This window comes from Micromonospora sonchi, from assembly GCF_014646235.1.
GTDB classification, from domain to species: Bacteria; Actinomycetota; Actinomycetes; order Mycobacteriales; family Micromonosporaceae; genus Micromonospora; species Micromonospora sonchi.
In genome coordinates this window covers 48,177-64,681 of sequence record NZ_BMNB01000025.1, presented here as the reverse complement: position 1 = coordinate 64,681, position 16,505 = coordinate 48,177, and the positions used below count along the sequence as shown (strand labels likewise).

18 protein-coding genes are annotated in these 16,505 nt (G+C 67.9%); 13 read left to right on the top strand and 5 right to left on the bottom strand.

Annotated elements, in window-relative coordinates; genetic code table 11:
* Window positions 1-698 precede the first annotated feature (698 nt).
* From IEY61_RS22990 to IEY61_RS22950, 10 genes are all read left to right on the top strand, one after another.
* Window positions 699-1,046, top strand: coding sequence for a hypothetical protein (locus IEY61_RS22990; protein WP_189047716.1), 348 nt, complete (start codon window positions 699-701; stop codon window positions 1,044-1,046).
* Window positions 1,047-1,278: 232 nt separating this feature from the next.
* A complete protein-coding gene (locus IEY61_RS22985) occupies window positions 1,279-1,713 on the top strand; it encodes a VOC family protein (protein ID WP_189047714.1) in 435 nt (144 codons plus the stop codon).
* Between the two features lie 288 nt (window positions 1,714-2,001).
* Window positions 2,002-2,187, top strand: a complete 186-nt coding sequence (locus IEY61_RS22980) for a hypothetical protein (RefSeq protein ID WP_189047712.1) — start codon at window positions 2,002-2,004, stop codon at window positions 2,185-2,187.
* Window positions 2,154-3,812: an ATP-binding protein gene (locus IEY61_RS31430; RefSeq protein WP_229706359.1), complete on the top strand. Its 1,659-nt coding sequence runs from the start codon at window positions 2,154-2,156 to the stop codon at window positions 3,810-3,812. The genes IEY61_RS22980 and IEY61_RS31430 overlap by 34 nt, the downstream gene beginning before the upstream one ends.
* A 25-nt stretch (window positions 3,813-3,837) precedes the next feature.
* Entirely contained in the window at window positions 3,838-4,899 is a 1,062-nt protein-coding gene (locus tag IEY61_RS31425; protein ID WP_229706358.1) for a LuxR C-terminal-related transcriptional regulator, read from the top strand.
* Window positions 4,900-5,116: 217 nt separating this feature from the next.
* Window positions 5,117-5,644 (top strand): HAD domain-containing protein, encoded by a 528-nt coding sequence (locus IEY61_RS22970; RefSeq protein ID WP_189047710.1) that lies wholly within the window; start codon window positions 5,117-5,119, stop codon window positions 5,642-5,644.
* Between the two features lie 1,473 nt (window positions 5,645-7,117).
* A complete protein-coding gene (locus tag IEY61_RS22965) occupies window positions 7,118-7,582 on the top strand; it encodes a TolB-like translocation protein (protein WP_189047708.1) in 465 nt (154 codons plus the stop codon).
* A 171-nt stretch (window positions 7,583-7,753) separates the two neighbouring features.
* Window positions 7,754-8,824: an IS110 family RNA-guided transposase gene (locus IEY61_RS22960; RefSeq protein ID WP_189047706.1), complete on the top strand. Its 1,071-nt coding sequence runs from the start codon at window positions 7,754-7,756 to the stop codon at window positions 8,822-8,824.
* 19 nt (window positions 8,825-8,843) lie between these two features.
* Entirely contained in the window at window positions 8,844-9,023 is a 180-nt protein-coding gene (locus IEY61_RS22955) for a hypothetical protein (RefSeq protein WP_189047704.1), read from the top strand.
* 598 nt (window positions 9,024-9,621) lie between these two features.
* Window positions 9,622-10,137: a hypothetical protein gene (locus IEY61_RS22950; RefSeq protein ID WP_189047702.1), complete on the top strand. Its 516-nt coding sequence runs from the start codon at window positions 9,622-9,624 to the stop codon at window positions 10,135-10,137.
* Between the two features lie 617 nt (window positions 10,138-10,754).
* On the opposite strand, the gene IEY61_RS22940 is transcribed toward IEY61_RS22950, so the two are convergent.
* Window positions 10,755-11,213: a hypothetical protein gene (locus IEY61_RS22940; RefSeq protein WP_189047700.1), complete on the bottom strand. Its 459-nt coding sequence runs from the start codon at window positions 11,211-11,213 to the stop codon at window positions 10,755-10,757.
* Window positions 11,214-11,433: 220 nt separating this feature from the next.
* Entirely contained in the window at window positions 11,434-12,027 is a 594-nt protein-coding gene (locus IEY61_RS22935; RefSeq protein ID WP_189047698.1) for a TetR/AcrR family transcriptional regulator, read from the bottom strand.
* 75 nt (window positions 12,028-12,102) lie between these two features.
* Between IEY61_RS22935 and IEY61_RS22930 the strand changes: the two genes are divergently transcribed.
* The gene (locus IEY61_RS22930; RefSeq protein WP_189047695.1) at window positions 12,103-12,477 is read left to right on the top strand and encodes a nuclear transport factor 2 family protein; all 375 of its coding nucleotides are present in this window, start codon (window positions 12,103-12,105) and stop codon (window positions 12,475-12,477) included.
* Window positions 12,478-12,703: 226 nt separating this feature from the next.
* Here IEY61_RS22930 and IEY61_RS22925 read toward each other — a convergent pair whose 3' ends face one another.
* The 3 genes from IEY61_RS22925 to IEY61_RS22915 all read right to left on the bottom strand — a co-directional run bounded on the left by IEY61_RS22925 (window position 12,704) and on the right by IEY61_RS22915 (window position 14,868).
* Window positions 12,704-13,387, bottom strand: coding sequence for a GNAT family N-acetyltransferase (locus tag IEY61_RS22925; protein ID WP_189047693.1), 684 nt, complete (start codon window positions 13,385-13,387; stop codon window positions 12,704-12,706).
* 466 nt (window positions 13,388-13,853) lie between these two features.
* Entirely contained in the window at window positions 13,854-14,396 is a 543-nt protein-coding gene (locus IEY61_RS22920; RefSeq protein ID WP_229706357.1) for a TetR/AcrR family transcriptional regulator, read from the bottom strand.
* A 22-nt stretch (window positions 14,397-14,418) separates the two neighbouring features.
* On the bottom strand, window positions 14,419-14,868 hold the full coding sequence (locus tag IEY61_RS22915; RefSeq protein WP_229706356.1) for a hypothetical protein: 450 nt from the start codon (window positions 14,866-14,868) through the stop codon (window positions 14,419-14,421).
* 1,074 nt (window positions 14,869-15,942) lie between these two features.
* On the opposite strand from IEY61_RS22915, the gene IEY61_RS22910 reads away from it, so the two are divergent.
* Complete coding sequence (locus tag IEY61_RS22910) at window positions 15,943-16,308, top strand: DUF4240 domain-containing protein (RefSeq protein WP_189047689.1); 366 nt, start codon at window positions 15,943-15,945, stop codon at window positions 16,306-16,308.
* Window positions 16,309-16,364: 56 nt separating this feature from the next.
* Window positions 16,365-16,505 carry a hypothetical protein gene (locus IEY61_RS22905; RefSeq protein ID WP_189047687.1) on the top strand — a complete coding sequence of 47 codons (141 nt, stop codon included), beginning with the start codon at window positions 16,365-16,367 and terminating at the stop codon, window positions 16,503-16,505.

The following is a 16,505-nucleotide window of genomic DNA, read 5'->3' as shown; positions in this document are numbered from 1 at the left end:
GACCTGCGGGCCTACGTTTCCGCAGGCCGCAGTGGGTGGAGCGTCCTGCTTCACACGGAGCGCTCAGCCATATTGAGCAGCAGTCGACGGCGTTCTATGTCGCCTGATGGGGGAGTATCCGCAGGTCAGGGCGGTAAGGAGCCGATGGGTGGCCTGGCCTTGCATGTGGGTGCAGATTGGGTGCAGGTTGGCGAAGTGGTCACCCCGCCCGAAGTGCTCACCGCAGTCGGACGCGGAACAGCGCGCTGACCTGCGGTGATGTGGGTGAGCGGGTCAACGTGATCTCCCAGAGAAGACCGAAGTGGTCAGGGTTCGCTGCTCCCCGTCTGGATGGTGCCGGCTGTCGTCCTAAGCCCGGCTGACGCCATTCACGGGGGCGGTGTCGCATCGATGTAGGGCTCTGGGTGCCGTCGTGGTGGCGTCGGTATGGATCCCGGGAGCTGAGACTCGAATCCCACCAGCAACCTTCTGAGCAGGGCTTCCTGCTCGGTGACCTCTTCGGCGCACCCGAAGGAGTCAACGCCGGCGGGTAACACGACCATGACCAGCGCCGGCGGGTGCCCAGCGTCCGCACCCCCAACGGCACGTCCGTCGGCGGGAACCACAGATCACACTGCGCCAGCTCACCCGGCAGATAGCCCGTGCGCTGCACAGGGCCCGGTGGCAGGAACAACGGCCGCAACAGCCGCACCCTGTCCTTGAGCACCGTCAACGACCGCATCCAGCCGATCTGCTCCGCGATCACCGTCGTCGGCATCGAAGGCCACAGCTGCAACAACGCCCGGATCTGCGGCTACACCGCATCCACGATCGACGACTTCGCCGGCCGCGAATACTGCGGCGGCCTCTCCGCCGCCAGCCCCCGCCGGACTGTGTTCCGGCCGATGCCCAACTTGCGTTCGATCGCCTTGATCGGCAGCGTCACAACCGCCACCCATCATGGCGCTCGTGAGCCCGTCCGCTCGCCCGCCGGGCGGACTGTTCGTCAGGGCGCTGGCCGCGTAGAGGGTCGTCGGACCTGTTGCCACGAGCCAAACAAGCGATAGAGTGCCTCCCGCGAACACGCTGGAACAGACGCAGCTACGTTTGCCTCATCTCAGCCTGGCAGACAGGGCTTGGTCTCCTCGGGCAATAAAAGATCAGGTTCAGTGAGAAGAAGACACCCTGGCGCTCTCACTGAATTTGATCCACCGCTGGTCGGCTGGCCGCCCCGGATCACCTTCGCTGAGAACCTACACCCGTGGAGGCGACGAAAGACCTCGCCTCTATGGTGGGCCGATGGCATCGGTCAAGCAGATCCAAGTCACCTTCGACTGCGCAGAACCTGAGCGCGTCGCTCGTTTCTGGTGCGAGCTGTTGGGGTACGTCGCACCGCCGCCACCGGAGGGGTTTGCTTCGTGGGACGAGTTCAATCGCACGCTGCCGCCTGAGCGTCAGGGTTCAGCGTTCGCATGCAGTGATCCCTCAGGTGTGGGCCCGCGGCTGTACTTCCAGCGCGTTCCCGAAGGCAAGGTCGTCAAGAATCGGGTGCATCTTGACGTGCGGGTCGGCACCGGGCTCGTGGGTGAAGAGCGCCTGGCCGCACTTGAGGCCGAATGCGCACGACTGGTCGCGCTCGGCGCGGTACGCGGGCGACTACTACTTGCCGATGGCGACAACGAGTCGTGCCTGGTGATGCAGGACATCGAGGGCAACGAGTTCTGTCTCGCCTGAGTGGCCGCGACGGTGGCACCTTCGCGAGTCGACTGGTGCAGTTCGCCACCACGAGGGTCGCCGTCCCGCGACGCGCCAACGGTCCTGATCAGAACCACCCCGCGCCCCCGAAGCTCCCGCATCCGGTGACCTCTACTGCCGGACAATTCCAGGCACTAGGTATGCCTAGGCGGCCCGCGCACTCCGCTAAACCCCGCTGAACAGTGAAGATAGGTAAACGCTTCCGATGTGGCAGCACCCCTTGTCAACCGACGATTGATCCATCAACGGTTGACAAGGAGACAAGCCATGTTGGTACTCCCGGACACGATGCTGGCTCTGGCGAACGATCGTCGCCGCGAGTTGCTCGCCGAGGCCGACAGGGAGCGCCTACTCACCAGCGCTCGCCGGGCCCGTAAAGCCCTGGCCGTCCGCGGACAGCCCGGCGGTACCCTGGCGCCGTGCGAACCATCCGCGGCGGTGCCAGCCCAGTGATGATCGGGCGGGAAAGCGAGCTGCGCCGGTTGGCGCAGCTCGCTTCGGCGCGTGAGCCGGCGGTTGCGATCGTCGCGGGCGAGCCGGGCATCGGAAAGACCCGGCTGGTGCACGAGCTGCTGACAACCGTGCCGGCGGAGACCGTGGTGCTGGTCGGCCAGGCGGAGCCCGGCTCGCTGTCCCGGCCGTACGAGGTGCTCCTGGATGCCATCGACGGCCTCCCAGAGAGCAATGAGGAGCAGCTTGCGGCCCTCGCGGACCCGCGGCGCAGCCCGGTCGAGCGTCTGCACACGGGCCTCGCCATCCTGGCCGACCTGATCGGCGACTCGCCCGCGGTCATCGTCTTCGAGGACCTGCATTGGGCCGACTCGGAGAGCGCGGCCCTGTTCGAGCGGATCGCCGACCAGCCCGGGCCGCGGCTGCTCATCGGAACGTACCGGCCGGACGAGGTGACCCGCCGCCAACCGGTGGCTGGCCTGCTGGCCCGGATGGAACGCCGGCACACCGTCACCCACGTACGCCTGGATCGCCTCACCCCCTCGCAGACCGCGGCGTTGCTGGCGGCGGCCATCGGCGCTCCGGCGCCGCTGCGCGCCGTGACGGCGCTGCACCACCGCACCGGCGGCAACCCGTTCTTCCTGGAGGAGTTGCTGCGCGCGCTGCCCGGGTACGACGTGGAGGCGCTGGTCGAGCAGCCGCTGCCGTGGAGCCTCGCCGAGGTGTTACGCCGCCAGGTCGACGACCTCGACCCGGTCAGCCACCGCATCGTCGAGACGGCCACCGTGCTCGGCCACCGCATCCCGTTCGACTTGCTCGCCGACGTGACCGATATGGGCGAGGACGAACTCATCGCCGTGTTGCGCGACCTGGTCACCCGGGGCGTCCTGGTCGAGTCCGGCGAGGACGAGTTCGCGTTCCGGCACGCGCTGGTGCGCGAGGCGATTGCCGACCAGATGCTCGGCCGGCAGCGCCGCCGGCTGCACGAGGCGGCGCTCGACGTACTCCTGAGCGGTGATGCCTCCGACCCGGCCATGGTGGCGCACCACGCCTGCGGCGCCGGCCGGTACGACGACATGATCGCCGCGGCCCGCCGGGGCACTGCGCTCTACCTCTCCATCGGCTCCGCCTACCAGGCCCTGCAGCTGGCGGAGATGGGCCTCGACGAGGTGCCCGACGACACCGACCTGCTCGCCGCCGCCGCGCGGGCGGCGTGGCTGGCCGGACTGCTGGACGACGCCCTACGGTACGGCCGGCGCTGGCGTGACCTCGCCAACACCACAACCGACCGGGCCGAGTCGCTGTACCTCCTGGTCCGCCTCGCATGGGAGTCCCGCGAGACCGACGAGATGCGCGCCCTGACGCACGACATCGGGACCCTGATCGCGCAGCTCCCGCCCGGCGCCGACCAGGCGCGGGCGATGACCGCGATCGCACAGTCGGCGTACCTGCGCGGCGACCCCGACGCCGCGCTGCTCTGGTCCGACCGCGCGCTGGCGCTGGCGGACGAATTCGACCTGCCAGCCGTACGCCTGGCCGCGCTGCTAGAGAAGGGCTCGACACTCACCGAGCGCCCGCAGAGCGCGGCCGCCGGCCGCCGGCCGGAAGATCCTGTCCACCCTCGTTGACGAGGCCGAAAAGGCGGGCGAGTGGGTGCTGGCCGCCCGTGCCCTCAACGACCTGGTACACGGCGAGCCATCCACCTCGCCGGTCGAACACGCCGAGACACTGGAACGGATGCGGGTCAACGCCGAGCGAGCCGGCTTCGAGTCACTCGCGGTGGCCACGTACTTCCAGGGCCGAGCCAGGCTCGCGGTGCGGGCCGGCGACCTGCGCGCCGCGATCGCGGCACTGAAGGAGGGGCGCGAACAGGACCGCAGCTACCGGCGCCCGGGCCGCTGGGCCGACTACCACGGGGTCTTCCTCGCCGGGCTCTATCTAGAGGCCGGCGAGCTGGACCAGGTCGAGCAGCTCATCACCGACCTGGCAGCGCTGCCCAACAACCCGTCGACCATGATTCCCGGCCTCGCGTTCCACCTCGCCTGCCGTCGCGCCGACCTTTCGCGCGCCGAAGCGAGCCTGGAGGAACTCATCACGGCCCTACCCGAGCAGCCGTGGCGCAGCAATGAACAGGCCCACGACCTGATCTCCGCCGCGCTTCATATCGGCTTGCCGGCGCACCGGCTCGACCAGATGGCCACCGCGCTACTCGACGCCAGCGTATGGGACGCCTACCGGACACTCGTCGACGCCCAGCTCGCAGAGGCGCGCAGCCAGCACGCCGAGGCACTGGCCAGCTACCTGTCCATCGCCGAGGCCCACATCCTGGAACCGGCGACCCGCGGCACCGTACGCGTCGGCGCCGCCCGCTGTCTGCTCGCAAACAACCGGCGCGAGGAGGCCACCGTGCAGGTGGAGGCGGCTGTACCCCTCCTGGCCGAGTGGCGTGGCTGGCGGGTGGTCCAGCTCGCCCAGGTCCGCGCTCAGCTGGGCATGGCGCCGGTCGGCGCGGCGCCCGCGGTCACAGGCCCAACCGCCCTAACCCCCCGCGAGCGGGAAGTGGCAGTACTGATCAGCGACGGGCTCACCAACACCGAGCTGGCCCGACGCCTGTACATCTCACCGAAAACCGCCGCCGTTCACGTCTCGAACATCCTCCGGAAGCTGGGCGTCTCGTCCCGGACCGAGGTGGGCGACATCGTCGAACGGCACTGACCGACACCGCCCGCGCGGCCCTCCGCGAAGCTCAACCATCGCTGGCGGTGGCGTTTCCGACTCGGCGTCTCGGGTCGCCGGCCCTGTCCGGGTCCACCGCGCCGACGGCGCCCGCGATGGCTTGATCGCATGCCCTCATCTGCCGCACCTGGCGCGCTGCGTCAGGTTACGGGTCGCTGGCGCGACCGCGGCGGCCGCCGATGAGCGGTACGGTTTGGTGGTGCCTGCCAGCGACGGACGATCGTTGGTCTTTATTGACATCGACGGCGTGCTCATCCCGCTTCGGGCTCGGCCGGCCGATACCGGTCGTCAGGGCAGTGACAGCGGGGGAGACGGTCCCGACTGCTACGACAATCCTCTGCTCGATCGTCTTGAACCCGACGACGGTCGCCGGTTACTCGCCTTGCCGGGTGAAGTGGTCTGGGCGAGTACGTGGATGGCCGAGGCGAACGAGGTGGTGGCACCTCGGCTCGACCTACCCGCTCTGTCCGTAGTCGACTGGATCGACGGTGACGAGGAACCACCGCGCGGCGTGCATTGGAAGACCGAGTCGTTGGCGCGGTGGGCGGCAGATTGTCCGTTCGTCTGGCTCGACGACGAGATCACCGACGCCGACCGGCGATGGGTCGCCGCACACCACCCACAACCGGCGCTGCTGCACCGCGTCGATCCGCACGTGGGACTGACCGACATCGACCTCACGACAGTGCGCCAATGGCTCGACCACCGAGACGAAGCCGCTTGATCCGCTGCGCCATCCGTCGCGGATCGGCGTCTCGCGCTGATCTTCAGCCGACACGGTCATGGTTCACTGGACGCGCCGACGCGACCGGTATGGAACTGGGCGATGCGAAGTGGGTTGTACACCGCAACCTTCACCCGGAGGTTCGCGGGGTTGCCGAGAGCGTTTGGGATGAACTGCTCGACGGCATGAGCGAGTCGCCGGATTCTCGCGGCGTAACGGACTCGGCATGCTGAGCCAGCTGCGCGTGGTGATGCGGCTCGGGTTGGCACCAGGTCAGGTGCACGGATCTGCCGCGGATCGGGTGCGTGGGCAGGCGGTGTCCGCCGCGAAGCGCGACGGCTTCGCGAGCGGTTACTGCTCAAACGATTCGCAACATCAGATCCGGACAACTGCTCTTCTTGGCCGGCCGGTCAGCCGTATCTGCCGCACCTTGGGCACGAGGATCGGGGGAGCGGGATGGGAGCAGCCGGGTGCGCTGAACGGCAGCCAACTGCACCCAACCGCGCTGAACAGCACTCAATGGCACCGCCACCCACCTGCGGTTCTGTGTTTCCGCTGGTCAGAGTGGGTGCGGCGTCCTGCTTCACACCGAAGAGGTCACTGGTTCGATCCCAGTATCGCCCACCGTAGATATATGCAGGTCAGAAGCTCGTTGCCGGAAGGTTCGGTAACGGGCTTCTTCGCTGTCACCCCTTAAAGTCATGAAGCGCCGGGGCGGCCGGTACGGCCTGACGCCCAGGTGCAATCTCTACTATGGGTGACCGACCTGGCCTGGCTTTCGTAGTTCGGAGGCCGGGCCTGGTCGACTCGGAACTCGGGAGGTCGAGATGAGTGGCCTCGGGCGGTGGTGCGCGGCCGTGCTGGTGGTCGTGGTCGGGGCGTCCGTCGCCACGTGGGCGGTGGCGACCCGGTCGGCGAACCGGGCCGGCCCGGTAGTAGCGGACGCGCTGCCGCAGCGGGTGGACGCACCTTGGCTCTGGACGCCCTCGGTGGGCCGGGCAGGTGGCCCGGCGGCGGCCCTGGTGCTAGGCGGCTCGACCATCGGCCTGCGCAATCCGGTGCGCGGGGAGGGCACGGTCGACCTGGTCGACGCCGCCGGCACCGGCCACCGGCTGCTCGGGTTCGACTTCGACGGCGTGAACGTGCCGGGTGAGCGGCTGTTGCTCTCTGCCGACGGGACCAGGGTGGCCTATCCGGACGGGAACGACATCCTCCTGCTCGACGTCCGTGACGGCGGTACCCACCGGCTGGTCAGCAACCTCGGCGTGGACACCTGGTATCTGCCGCTGGCCTGGTCTCCAGACGGGAGGCAACTGGTCGCCGCGCAGGACCGGCGCGGCGACCAAGACGGGGTGGGGTTGGTCGATGTCGCGTCGGGCCGCTTCACCGAAATCGTGCCGGTCACGGGAGGTGGCCTCCGCCGCCCCGTGCCGGGTTACTCCGCCGCGTACAGCCGGGACGGCCGCCATCTAGGTGGACGACCGGATCACGCTGATCGGCGACGGGGTGCCGACCGGCTCCTTCGCCGTGCCGGCCGGGTCCCGGCTGGCCGGCAAGGGCGCCTGGAGTCCCGACGGCCGCGCCCTCGCCCTGGTGGCCGACCAGCGATTCTCCTCGACCGTCAGCTTTGTCGACGCCACGTCCGGGAAGCCGACCGGCGCGGCTCTGCCGACCCAGGAGGGCGTGGCGACTCAGCGGCTCCTCGGCTGGCACCCCGACGGCGCCGCCGTGGTGGCCGCCTACCTTCCGGAGCGGGACGCCCCGGCGACCTTCGACATCCGCGACGAGGACAACCACCCTACGAACTTCGCTGCGGTACGCAGAGTGGAACTGCGCGCGCTGACGCCCGCCGGTGCCGCGCGTACCCTGCTGTCGCCGCCTGACAGAGATGATGTTCATGAGCACCTCCCGCCGGGGTCTGACCCACCGCCTGACTGACTTCGGGTCCTTAACGGGATTTGTCGGCCTCGGTCGGGAGGTGCTCGTGCACTCACTGGACGTGGCGTTGTGACTTCATAGGAGCCTGGCCAGAGGCCCCATCTCTGTCTTGTCCGCGTTGCCCGGCTGGTGCGTGCCGCCCTGCCCACAGTCACGAGCGACAGGACGACGATGCCCTCTATTACACCTGAACAAGCCGCGATCGAGGTCGTCGGTGGAGTCGACACCCACCAGGACACCCACACCGCGGCGGTGATCGACCTGGTCGGGCGGGTGCTAGGCACTCAGCAGTTCCCCGCCACGGCGGTCGGATACGCCGCCCTGTTGGCCTGGATGCGCGGGTTCGGCCGGCTGATGTGTGTGGGGGTCGAGGGCACCGGCGCCTACGGCGCGGGACTCGCTCGCCTGCTGCGCGACCAGGACGTCAACGTGATCGAGGTCGACCGCCCGGACCGCAAGACCCGCCGGTTCCAGGGCAAGTCCGACCCGATCGACGCCATCCAAGCAGCCAAGGCCGCCCTGGCCGGGGAACGCACCGGCACTCCCAAGCAGCGCGACGGCCGCGTCGAAGCCCTGCGTAACCTACGGGTGGCCCGCCGCAGCGCGGTCGACCAACGCGCCGACACCCAACGCCAGATCAAGACCCTGATCGTCACCGCCCCCGACGAACTGCGCGCCCGGCTACGCGGCCTCGGCGTCACGCAGCTGATCGCCACCTGCGCGAACCTGCGACCCGACCGCGCTGACGCCTCGACCCCGGCCACCGCAGTCAAGCTCGCCCTGCGGTCCCTGGCCCGCCGTCATCAGCAGCTCACCACCGAGATCACCGACCTGGACGAACTGCTACAGCCCCTCGTCGCCGCCATCAACCCCGGCCTGCTGGCCGCCAACGGCGTCGGCGCCGACACCGCCGGCCAACTACTGGTCAGCGCCGGTGAGAACCACGCCCGGCTCAACTCCGAGGCCGCGTTCGCCATGCTCTGCGGCGTCGCCCCGATCCCCGCCTCATCCGGCAAGACCACCCGACACCGCCTCAACCGCTGCGGCGACCGGCAGGCCAACGCCGCCCTCTACCGCGTCGTGCTCTGCCGCCTGCGCTGGGACCCCCGCACCCGCGCCTACGCCGAACGACGCACCAAAGAAGGCCTGTCCAAGAAAGAGATCATCCGATGCCTGAAGCGATACGTCGCCCGCGAGCTCTACCAGATCATCACAGTAAACGATCTTGAACCCGCCGCTTGACATCCATAGGAGCATCCAGGTGCTCGGGATCGACGTGGCCGAAGACGCACTGGCGTCCGGCGCGCTACGCCCCGGCGGGCCGGCCCCGGTGTGGCCCGCCGCGCCCGCGATCGCCGCCGCGGCGGTGGCGCTGCTACTGCTGCCCGTGGTAGGGCTCGTCGGCCTGGTCATGCTCCTGATGCGCCGTCGACGGACCTGACCCCGGGCCGGCCCGACGGGCGGCGGTGCCCGCGGGTGAGGTGGTGTGGCTCCCAGCGAGCCGGCCGGAGTCTGTACCGGCTATGTCGTGCTCGTGCAGGCGATGGCGGCGGAGCAGGTCCGCCGGTGATTCATTTTCCGCAGCGGCGGGGCCGCTGAGTCTGCGCCTGATCGCCGCCATGGGCCTGGCGCACCTGCCCGAGGGCTTTGACCTGCGGTGATGTGGGCGAGCGAGGCGGTGTGGCCTCCCAGGGAAGACCAAAGTGGTCAGGGTTCGCTGCTTCCCGCCTGGATGGTGCCGGCTGTCGTCTTGGGATCCGCTGACGCTATTTACGAGGGCTGTGCCGCATCGACGTGCGGCATTGGATGCCGCCGTGGTGGCATCGGCATGGATCCCGAGGGCCGAGACTCGAATCCCACCGGCAGCCTTCTGAGTAAGGTTTCCTGCTCGGTGACATCTTCGGCGGACCCGAAGGCGTCGGCCTTCGGGGCTTCAGGTCATCGCCCCGGGACGCACGCTCGCTCATGCCGATGTGAGTGCGTTGGCCTGGAGCGTTGGCCCGTCCTTCGTAATGGCAGTTGGTCTCTACGATGCCGACATGCCGATCGGTACCTCAGGCCCGCGTTTTCTGTCGTCGCCTCGCCGACGTATCGGTGCGTTCGCGCTGTTCCTGGTGCTCGCCGCAACGGCGGTACTGGCCGGGATACGGGTCTCGTTCCCCGAGAAGTGGGGCTGCGTGGTGGGCTTGGTGTCGTTCGCATCTGTGGACGTGCCGCCTGACGATGCGACCCCGGAGGATGTCGTCCGAACCTATCTGCGCGCACTCGACGCCCACGATGGGGACACTGCGGCCGAGCTGTATCCGCCGCCGAACGGCCCGGGTTCGGTTGCTTGCAACGTACGTGCCATCGACGGTGTGAGCGTCACGTCCGGAGTTCCCAGTGCTGAGGCGCAGGCTGGCAACGGCACTGTTCGGGTCGATGCCCAGTTCACGATCCACGTATTCGACGAGGCAGCAGCCGGTCAGCCTGATGGCCGCACCGGAAGCAACTACTACCTGCACCGTCAGGGCCTCCACGGCCCGTGGCGCATTGTCTCGTCAGGCCAGGGATAGCAGCGAGTTAGCTCCCGCGCCTCGCCTCGTGCTGCGGGCCGACAATGAGGCTCCCGACCATGGTTAGAAAATCCGGATCTGCCGCTGATCGTGCGAGTTGTCGCTCGGCGGCGTATCGTGAATCGATGGGTGGGGGAAGTTAGGCGTCCCGCCATCGTGTGGTCCCGGATCCCACCTCGTAGTGCCACCAGCCGTTGTTCTGGCCACGTTGCAGCAGCACGACGTCATCCTCGGCCACTGCGTCCTGCAGAAACGGCACGTTGCGGACCTGGGCCAGATCCTGGCCAAATCCGTGTTGCCCACAACCCTTCCGTTTCGAAGGGCAGCCAGTTCTCCCGCGGTACGAACCGGAACCAGACCTTGATGTCCTCGGCTTCCCGCTGAGCATGGACGTCGGCCGAACCCGATACCATGTGAAAGCCCCATCTTTGAGAAGCCGACGCAACAGTCGAAGACACTACGCGCCGGCCGTAGTCTGACGGTCGTGGTGGCAGCGTCACGGCGCACTCTTCTGCCGCCGTCCGGGCAGGCAATTCGCCATCGAATACGACGCGCCGCATGCCGCTCCGGTCTGCCCGGCCCACTGGCCGGTACGCGCTCGTCCCGAGAAGGTGCGCTCAGATCTGTTCGAGTCCGATCGTGAGGTGTTGAGGTGCCTGTACGCCGGACAGCGCCCAGGCCCAGCCGGGAAGGCTGAGAGCCTCGGCGAAGAAGTCGTCGAGAGGCATGCCGAAGGACCATAGAACCCTGGACCCGAGCGCTTCGGTTTCGGCGCTGGGAGCCCAGTGGAGCGTGCAGCGCAGTTGCCGGATCACGTCCTGGTCGTCGGCCTCGATGAACTGCCGGGTGAGATCAGCACAGAACTCACGCACGCCGTCGAAGTCGAACGTTCCGGTCTGGGCGAGGATCCCGTCGCCGTCCTTCTCGGGTGAGACGGCGTCATCGGCTGCGACGGTGGCGAATCGCCGGAAGACCTCGACAATCGTCCGCACGTCGGCGGCGGAGACCTCTCCGGGGCGTACCCCGGCAAGATCAAGCATCGACGTCAGCAGCGACCTCGTCTCACTGATCAACACGATCTCATCATCCCGCGTCGTTGCGTCACCGCCGCCTGAGCGCAGCAGTCCACACGAAGATCACATGCACGCTTCTGCCGCAATCCGCGCATCACGTAGCGTGAGGGTAGAGCTCGCCGCTCGCCGACCGGAACTGCCGAATTCAGTGCGTCCGATCTTGGTAGCGAGCGTCGGTCAACTGTAGGGCAGGCCCGTTACCTGGGCGGGATGCTGCGAGCCGTCACAGCGCGGCACGACATACCCTGAGTACGCTTTCCCGGAACGCGGTGCCGGCTTCGGTCGGTGTCATCCGGCCGGCGGTGACCTCCTGGCCGGCGGCGTGACCGAGGCCGATGATCGCGGCGATGTACCAGGTGGTGGGCATCGTGCGGTCGAACTCGCGGCGACGGCGCCCCCGCTCGATCAGGTCCAGCAGTCCTCCGATGATCGGCTCGTGGCGCTTCAACTCATCTTCGTTCGTGGCTGCGAGCATCGCCGAGGTGAGCAGCACCGGGTAACGCTCCAACAGCGCCCAACTGCCGTCGGCCCAACGGCCCAGGGCGTCGACGGCGCTACCCCCATCGAAGCCGAAGTCGGCGACTTCTCGCGCGACCTCAGCTGTGACGTGCTGCGTCACCGCCCGCAGCAACGCGTCACGGGACGGGTAATGAGCGTAGATCGTCTGGCGGGAGACTCCGGCTGCTCGTGCGATCTCTTCCATTGACGCGTCGGGGTGCCGACCCAGCAGCGTGACGGATGCGCCCAGGACCGCGGCGATGCTGCGTCGCGCGTCGGCTCGCTGCCGCCGCTGCCCCGGATCCCGTAGGTCAGACATGGTTGTCAAGTCTATCGGATTCGCTTAACCTTGACGGCACTGTCAGAGTTACTCGACATAGTGGGGGCCGAGCACATGACTTTCGACGTCGCCGACTACCTCATTCACTACCCCCGGCAGGTTGCCTTCGGCGAGGACGCCGCGGAAGCAGTGTTCGACCGATACCACACACCGGAATATGTCATGTGCAGCGACGGCATCCAGCTCGATCGGGAGAAGCTGCTTGCGCACGTACGACCGGCTCGCAAGCGCGTCAAGGACGTCCGCGTCGAGGTGCATGAGGCGGTAAGTACGGCTGACCGCGTGGCCGCGCGGTACACCCTGACCGCCGACATGGCCAATGGGACCGTCATCGCGACGGAGATCTACATGTTCGGCCAGCGCTCGGCGGACGGAAGGCTCCGGAGGGTCGATCAGATGACCCGAGATATCTCACCTGGCCGGCAATGACCCATCGCCACAAACCTGGACCTCACCTATCGAGCGGTGGGGCCACCCTCATCTGCCGCAGGTCGTGCGCGCTGAGTCGAGACCGGTCACGCTGCGTCAGAACGGCCTCGCTGCGACTCCCTTGCGGACATGCCGAGATCAGTGCGCCGTTGTCGTCGGACGTTGGATTGCGCGCTCGCCTGGGCGACGACGAGGAGCGTGGGTCGGCCGCGAACATCTGCGCCGTTCAGGACGGGTACGCGTTGCCAGGCGTCGTTGCGATCAGTACATCGGCCACCGGCTGCCAGCCGAGCGTCATGTACAGGCGCTGACCGTCCTCGCTGGCGATGAGGATGCCCTGTTCGGCGCCTTCTTCGATCGCGGAACGGGCTAGTGCACTCATGACCGCGCTGGCAAGGCCCTTGCGGCGATGAGCCGGCATGGTTTCGATCCGGTCTGCGACCGCATCCGTACCGGCCAGTCCCATCGTCCCGCGCGCACCGACCTCTCCCGCCTCGTGCCGTACCGTGGCCGTGACCACGCTGTCGCCTCCGTGCGAGTCGACCTGGGTCAGGAGCCGGTACGGTGTCACGGGAATGTTCTGCGGATGCCCGCGAAGATCGGCCCTCATCAGCAGTTCCGAGTGCTTAAGCACGATCAGGCCGGCGGCCGCCAGAGCCGAGGCCGCCCTCGCCGGGTCGGTGGTGGGCACGGTCAGCCATGTGACGGCGTCCTCGCCGGCGACTAGCTCAGCCAGCGTGGTGAGCGACGCGGGGTCCTCGCCGGCATCGAGCGCGACATACTCGATGTCGCGGCCGGGCTGCATGCACCGGACCCGCAACGCGCCGCCTACGTCTTCGGCGACGGACAGCGCGCGAGCCACGCCCCAGCCGCGCTGCCAGCGGACGATGAGATCTCGCAGGTTGCTCACCCATCGAGTAGATCACTTGCACGGGAGCGGCCCGCCACGGCCCTGGGACGCAATGAACCCGAGATCACGTGCGCGGATCTGGCACCCCCTCTGTGTCAAGAGGTCGTGGCGAGGGTTGTTCTAGGCTGGGGTTTGGCGGGTCCGGGAAGTGACTTTTCCGAAGTGTCGATCTCGGGGTTTGGGTCGGCCGCGCTGGATTGCAGAGTCGCCTCCGTGTGTCCTCCCGGGCCCGTCTTGACCAGCTTCGCGTCGGCGACCATCTGCCGAGAGAGCCACACCAGCCTGCGGTGGGCAGCCGCGATGAGAGCGACTCCACCGGTCACCTCGACCAAGCCTGGCCGGGCTGCGGTCGTACCACCAGTCAATAGGTAGCCACGATGCGCACGGACGGCAGTTCGTCGGCGTGAGAGCCTGCGTCCGCCATGAGGCCGACCGCCGTTCGGCGTGGTTGGAAAAGGTGCGTTTGTCACGGGCTGCCTTCGGGCTGTGGTGTGCAATAGATGGCGAACGCGTTGATCGCGTGTGCCCAGGCCGCGTCGAGGTCGGCGTTGGGTGGGAATCGGTTGGCGAGCTCGAGATCGACAAGGCCGTGTGCGAGGCCCCAGATGGCACGTGCGGCTGCGATGTTGCCGCCGGTGACCTTCAGCAGGGGCGCGGCCGCCGCGGCCTCGACGCCGGACGCGAGACGTGGACGATCCAGGGAATGGCGGGCACTGAGCTCGTAGAGGCGAGGGTGCTCCAGCGCCCATCGCCGGTAGGCCGCGACGAGCGTGGCTAGGTCGGCGCTGGCCCCGGCCAGCACGGCACCGAGCCGTTGCAGCGCGCGCTGTTGCAGTGCAGCTTCGATCTCGGTCTTGCCGGCGATGTGTTTGTACAGCGAGGGTGCCTGGATCCGCAGTTCGTCGGCGAGGCGCCGCATGGTCACCGCGTCTGGGCCTTCATGTTCCAGGATCCGCTCGGCCGCGTCGACCACCTCGTCGCGGCGGTTCACCACCGCCGCCTCGGACAAGCCGGGATCGCTAGCAGCGTCCTCATCCGGCGCGTTGGGTGGTGCCGCGCCAGTCCGGGGACGACGTCCAACCGCGACTCAGCACGTAGGCGCCGACGAGGAGCACCGAGACGGTGCCATCCCAACCGACGATCGTTGCGGTGTCGGCGATGCCACCGTGAGCGGCGTAGAGCAAGGCGGTCACCGTGAGCGCGATCTTGTGGAAGATCACCAGCTCCCACACACCCCGGTAGCTGCGCGGCGCCAGCGCAAGCAGCACGAACAGGCCCGCGAAGACGACGAGGCCGTAGGCTCGCCAGGTCTCGACGACTTTGGTCCCGCCATCGGCGTCCCAAACCGTGCTGGCCGCGGTGAGCGCGGCACCGGCGGCGCCGACGGCGGCAAGCCACAACATGATCCTCGCGATCCGATCGCGACCAGATCGCGGCGACCGCGCCGATGTGGTCGACACGGTGGAACTGCTGGTGATCATAAACCCTCCTCGCATCTGGCTAACATCGTTAGCCGGACCGTAGGCTAACAACGTTAGCCTCGGCAAGAGGCAGTCGGCCCCGGGGCGCGACAAATTACGGCACAGGGCAGGGCGAGCAGCGCGACGACCACGACCAAGCAACGAATCGTCAGCTGGCAGGTGTGTAGCCCGTCCCCGAACACCTCTGGATGCGCTGCCTCCCACACCTCCGGCAGATCGGGGTGCCACGCCATCCCGACGTGCGCGGACCTCCTCGATGCTGGACTACCAGCTGCACGCGGACGATCTAGCGACCGGTCTGAGCTTGATCACCACGGCATCGCGGCGCTGGAGGCCGAGGCCCGTCTGCTGCCCGCCGTGGGCAGGAGGATCGGGGAGCGGGATGGGAGCAGCCGGGCGCGCTGAACGGCAGTCAACTGCACCCGACGGCGCCGAACAGCACTCAACGGCACCCGCCCCTACTTGGGGTTCTGCGTTTCCGCAGGTCGGAAGCGGTGCGGCGCCCTGCTTCACACGGATTGCTCAGCCGTATCGAGCAGCAGTCGAGGGTGCTCTATGTCGCCTGGTAGGGGAGTACCGCAGGTCAGGGCGGTAAGGAGCTCATGGATGGTCGGGCCTTGCAGGTGGGTGCAGATTGGAAGCAGCTTGGCGAAGTGGTCACCGCGCCCGAAGTGCTCACCGCAGTCGGCCGCCGAACAGCGCGCCGACCTGCGGTGATGTGGGCGAGCAGGCCGGCGTGACCTCCCAGAGAGGACCGAAGTGGTCAGGGTTCGCTGCTCCCCGCCTGGATCATGTCGGCTGTCGTCCTGGGGCCCGCTGACGCCATTCACGAAGACCGTGCTGCATCGAGGTGCGGCTATGGGCACCTTCGTCGTGGCGCCGGAATGGATCCCGCGAGTTGAGACTCGGATCCCACCGGCAATTCGCTGACCAGGGCCGCTTGATTGGTGACCTCTTCGGCGCACCCGAAGGCGTCGGCCGTCGGGCTGCAGGTAATCGCCCCGGGATGCATGCTCGCTCATGCCGAAGAGCGGATGTTGCGATTACTGGTGGCGGACCTGAGATGATCTTTGGATGGAGCAGGAAGAGTTCTGGCGCCTCGTCGAGAGCATGGGCACCGAGCCGGATGACGATGCTTTCGAGCGGCTGGCTGACGAACTCGCCACCCGTCAGGCTTGGGAGATCCTCGCTTTTGAGGATCAGGTGGCATCCGCTCTCTACTCACTGGATACGTGCGACCACGCTCGTGCCGCCCGCGCCCGAGGAGACTGGTTTCTCTACGTCCGCTGCGCCGCCGTCTCCTCCGGCAGTTCCATCTATCAGCAAGTTCTCGCGGATCCGAAAGAGCTGAGACGGTTCGCCCGGCGGGAAGCAGAGCCTCTTGGCTTTGGTCGTGGAAACGGGGCCCAGATAGCCGTCTCTTCTGGGCCCAGGGCGTAGAGTTTCTTCATGATCAATATGCGGCAGTTTGGGTCCCGCCCTGAAGGCGTCGGCGAGTGAGCGCAGGACGGGCCATGATCCCCTGCGCCGCTGGTGACATCCACGGAGCCCTCGACCGGCTCTTCGAAGACGTCCTCGCCTTCGAGGAGTCGTTCGGCGCTGCGCGGCGAGCGGAGAGGACACCGTGCTGCCGGTGA